Annotated in this window: 3 protein-coding genes; 2 read left to right on the top strand and 1 reads right to left on the bottom strand. The window is 69.3% G+C overall.

The genetic code is table 11. The annotated features are described in order from the left end of the window. The coding region (locus C3Y15_RS31155; RefSeq protein ID WP_134206938.1) for a TolC family protein at positions 1-407 on the top strand (407 nt) is incomplete at its 5' end. Between the two features lie 242 nt (positions 408-649). On the opposite strand, the gene C3Y15_RS31150 is transcribed toward C3Y15_RS31155, so the two are convergent. Then, entirely contained in the window at positions 650-2026 is a 1377-nt protein-coding gene (locus C3Y15_RS31150) for a nucleobase:cation symporter-2 family protein (RefSeq protein WP_011885887.1), read from the bottom strand. 461 nt (positions 2027-2487) lie between these two features. On the opposite strand from C3Y15_RS31150, the gene C3Y15_RS31145 reads away from it, so the two are divergent. Then, positions 2488-3924 carry an FGGY family carbohydrate kinase gene (locus C3Y15_RS31145; protein ID WP_069246309.1) on the top strand — a complete coding sequence of 479 codons (1437 nt, stop codon included), beginning with the start codon at positions 2488-2490 and terminating at the stop codon, positions 3922-3924. Positions 3925-4000: the final 76 nt, after the last annotated feature.

The following is a 4000-nucleotide window of genomic DNA, read 5'->3' as shown; positions in this document are numbered from 1 at the left end:
TGCAGAAGCGCATCGAGATCGCGAACTACGAGAAGGCGATCCAGTCGGCGTTCCGCGAGGTGTCGGACGGTCTTGCCGCGCGCGGCACGTACGATCTGCAGATCGCCGCGCTCGAGCGCAACGAGCACGCGCAGCAGCGTCGCTTCGATCTGTCGGACTTGCGTTACAAGAACGGTGTCGACAGCTATCTGTCGGTGCTGACCGCGCAGACGGATCTATATTCCGCGCAGCAGTCGCTGATCAGCGCGCGCCTCGCGCGCTGGACCAACCTCGTCGATCTGTATCGTGCGCTGGGCGGCGGCTGGATCCAGCACGCCGGCGAGACGCCGCGCGCGCCGGACGTGACGGAAGGCTACGACAAGGCGGCCGCGCCGGCGCCGGCATCCGCCGCGGCGACGAACGGGTAGGCGCGCCGGCGTACGGGGGCAACGCTCCCGTACGCCGTTATACGCGTATGCGACAACGCCACGGACGGAGGTCCGTGGCGTTTCTTTTTGCGCGACCGCTCGGCGTGGCGATGTCGCGCGCAAGCCGGCGATCGCGCGTATCGCGGCCGCCGTCGCGTGCATGTGCTCGTAGGTCCCAAAAGCAGAACGCCACGGCAAGCCGTGGCGTTCTGCGCTTCCGGTACGTTGCCGGCCGGAGCCGGTCAGTGATGCACGTCGGCCGGGCGTCCGTCGAAGTCGTGGCCGGCGCGGCGAATCTCGCAGCGCGCGTCCTTCTCGCCTTTGACGCCGTTGAACACGATGTTCAGCAGTACGGCGGAAGCCGATGCGAGCAGGATGCCGCTGTGCAGGATCGGTGCGAGTGCGGGCGGCAGCTTCGAGAAGAAGTGCGGCGACACGACCGGCACGAGGCCCATGCCGACGCTCACCGCGACGATGAACAGGTTGTGCGTGTTGTTCACGAAGTCGACCTTCGACAGCACCTTGATGCCGTTCGCGGCCACCATCCCGAACATCACGATGCCCGCGCCGCCGAGCACGAACGGCGGCACCGACGCGACGACCTGCGCCATCTTCGGGAACAGCCCGAGCAGCACCAGGATCACGCCGCCCGTCGCGCATACGTAGCGGCTCTTCACGCCCGTCACGCCGATCAGGCCGACGTTCTGCGAGAACGACGTATGCGGAAACGAGTTGAAGATGCCGCCGATCAGCGTGCCGAGGCCGTCGACGCGCAGCCCGCGCACGAGGCGCTCCTGATCGACCGGCCGATCGACCATGTCGCCGACCGCGAGGAACATGCCGGTCGATTCGATGAACGTGACGAACATCACCGTGACCATCGTCGCGATCGACAGTGGGTCGAAGTGCGGGATCCCGAAATGAAACGGCATCACGAAGCCGACCCACGGCGCGTGCGCGACGCCATCGGTATTGACGCGGCCGATCGCGAACGCGATCGCGAAGCCGGCGACGATGCCGAGCAGCACCGAGATGTTCGCGATGAAGCCGCGGCCGTACTTGTTGATCAGCAGGATCAGCGTGAGCACCAGCAGCGACAGGCCGAGATACACGGGGCTGCCGTAGTCGGGGTTGCCGACGCCGCCGGCCGCCCAGTTGATCCCGACCTCCATCAGCGACAGCCCGATCACCGCGATCACGGTGCCGACCACGACCGGCGGGAAGAACCGCAGCAGCTTGCCGATCGTCGGCGCGAGCACGATGCCGATGATGCCGGCCGCGATCGTCGAGCCGAAGATGTCGAGCATGCCGAGGCCGGGGTTGGTGCCGATCGCGATCATCGGGCCGACCGCCGCGAACGTGCAGCCCATGATGACGGGCAGGCGGATGCCGAAGATCCACAGGCCGAGCGTCTGGATCAGCGTCGCGATGCCGCACGAAAACAGATCGGCGCTGATCAGGAACGCGATCTGGTCTTTCGGCAGCTTCAGCGCGCCGCCGACGATAAGCGGCACGGCGACGGCGCCGGCGTACATGACGAGGACGTGCTGCAGACCAAGCGTTACCAGCTTGCCGGTCGGCAGCACCTCATCGCACGGATGGACCGTGTTCGATTGCATCTGTCTCACTCCATGATCTTGTTTTCGGGGTGGTACGAAGTTATGCGGAATGCACCATCGCAACAAGAGCACTGGGTTCTATTCCGTTCTTTGCTGGTTCGATATGCCGTTACGGCGGGCGATTGGGTGTCGATCATCGGGAAACTCACGCGGGAGCAAGGTTTCCCACTTTTATAGCCGTTCAAAATAGCGCGGACCCCCATGTCAAATATGGCCGGCCTTATGGTCTGTATCGCCGCGCCGGCATAGTGGCAAAAACGACCTGGCGGAAATCGCGCCGGGTTAACCCGCGCGCCGAGGTTTTTGCCGGCGCGGCAGGGGACGCGCAGCATGCGCGCGCGGCGGCGTCGCGTTGCGGCCGTGTCGCGTTGCCGTGGCATCGAAAAAACCGCGGCGAAGCGGGGCGCGCGGCGCGATCCCGCTATCATCGACATCCGTTCATTCGAATACTGCGTCCCGTCATGCGCCTGCTCGGAATCGACCTCGGCACCGGCTCCGTCAAACTCGTCACGCTCGATGCCGACGGCGTCGAGCGCGCGGTCGCGAGCGAACCTTATGCGTTGTCGTCGCCGCGGCCCGGCTGGGCCGAAATCGCGCCCGACACGTGGTGGCAGGCGCTGGTGCGCGCCGCTGCGCGGCTGCCGTCGGCGGAACGCGAGCAGGTCGCCGCGATCGGCTTCTCCGGACAGATGCACGGCGTCGTGCTGCTCGACGCCGCCGGCCGGCCGGTGCGGCCCGCGTTGTTGTGGCCCGACACGCGCGCGGTGCGCGAAGCCGATGCGTCTGCGTGGCCCGACGCGCCGAACCCCGTCGCGCCGGGGATGGCCGGCCCGCTGCTGAGATGGCTCGCCGTGCACGAGCCGCAGTCGCTGCGCGCCGCGCGCCACGCCGTGCAGCCGAAGGACTGGCTGCGCACCGCGCTCGGCGGCGAGCTCGCCGCCGATCCGAGCGACGCCTGCGCGACCGCGCTCGCGACGCCGGACGGCGCATGGGAGACGGCGCGCATCGACGCGCTCGGTTTGCCGCTCGACGCATTTGCGCCGCCGCGGCCGTCTGGCGCGCGCTGCGGCGTGCTCGACGCGAAGGCCGCGGCCGCGCTCGGCTTGCCGACCGGCGTGCCGCTGGCGACGGGCGCGGCCGACACCGCGTGCGCGGCGCTCGGCAGCGGGCTCGTCGCGGCCGGCGACGCGTTGCTGACCACCGGCAGCGGCGGCCAGATCGTCGTGCTCGCACACGCGTTGCCGCCCGCGCGGCGCGGGCTGCATCGCTATCGCACGGCGGCCGGCGGCGGCTACTACACGATGGCCGCGATGCAGAACGTCGGCCTCGCGCTCGAGGCCGTGCGCGGCTGGCTCGGCTATGCGCACTGGGCCGATGCCTACGACGACGCGTTCGCGCAGCCGGCGTCGGAGCGGCTTGGCTTCCTGCCGTACCTGAGCGGCGAGCGCTCGCCGTGGATGAACCCCGACGCACGCGGCGGCTGGCTCGGTCTCGGGCTCGGCGACACGCGCGGCGTCATGATGCGCGCGGCGTTCGAAGGCGTCGCGTTCGCGCTGCGCGCGGGGCTCGATGCGATTCGCGACGCGAATCCGGCCGATCGGGTCGCGACGTTGCGGCTCGCGGGCGGCGGCTCCGTCGACCCGCGCTGGCGCCAGTTGCTCGCCGATGCGCTCGGTGCGTCGCTGGAGGCGGTCGATTGCCCGAATGCGGCGACGCGCGGCGCGGCGCTGCTCGCGGGCGTCGCGCTCGGACATTGGCGCGAGGACGCGCTGCGCGCACTCGCGCCGGCAGCGTCGCCGGTCGCGGCGCCGCGCGACGATCGCGCGCTGGCCGCGCGATATGCGCGCTTCATCGATCTGTATGCGCGAACCGACACGTGGTTCACGAGCGGCGTTTAAACTCGCGCACATGCCGGCGCGAGCCGGCGCATGCTGGCGATGACGTGTCGTGGCAAGCGGGCGGCCGATTCACGCG

It is taken from the genome of Burkholderia sp. B10 (assembly GCF_004368385.1).
Lineage (GTDB): Bacteria > Pseudomonadota > Gammaproteobacteria > Burkholderiales > Burkholderiaceae > Burkholderia > Burkholderia vietnamiensis.
The sequence above is the reverse complement of the archived record's forward strand: the minus strand, read 5'-3'. Positions and strand labels throughout refer to the sequence as shown.

Excerpts from the sequence above, each read along its gene's own strand:
- C3Y15_RS31150 (WP_011885887.1), bottom strand. The coding sequence starts at position 2,026 with ATGCAATCGAACACGGTCCATCCGTGCGATGAGGTGCTGCCGACCGGC.
- C3Y15_RS31145 (WP_069246309.1), top strand. The coding sequence starts at position 2,488 with ATGCGCCTGCTCGGAATCGACCTCGGCACCGGCTCCGTCAAACTCGTC.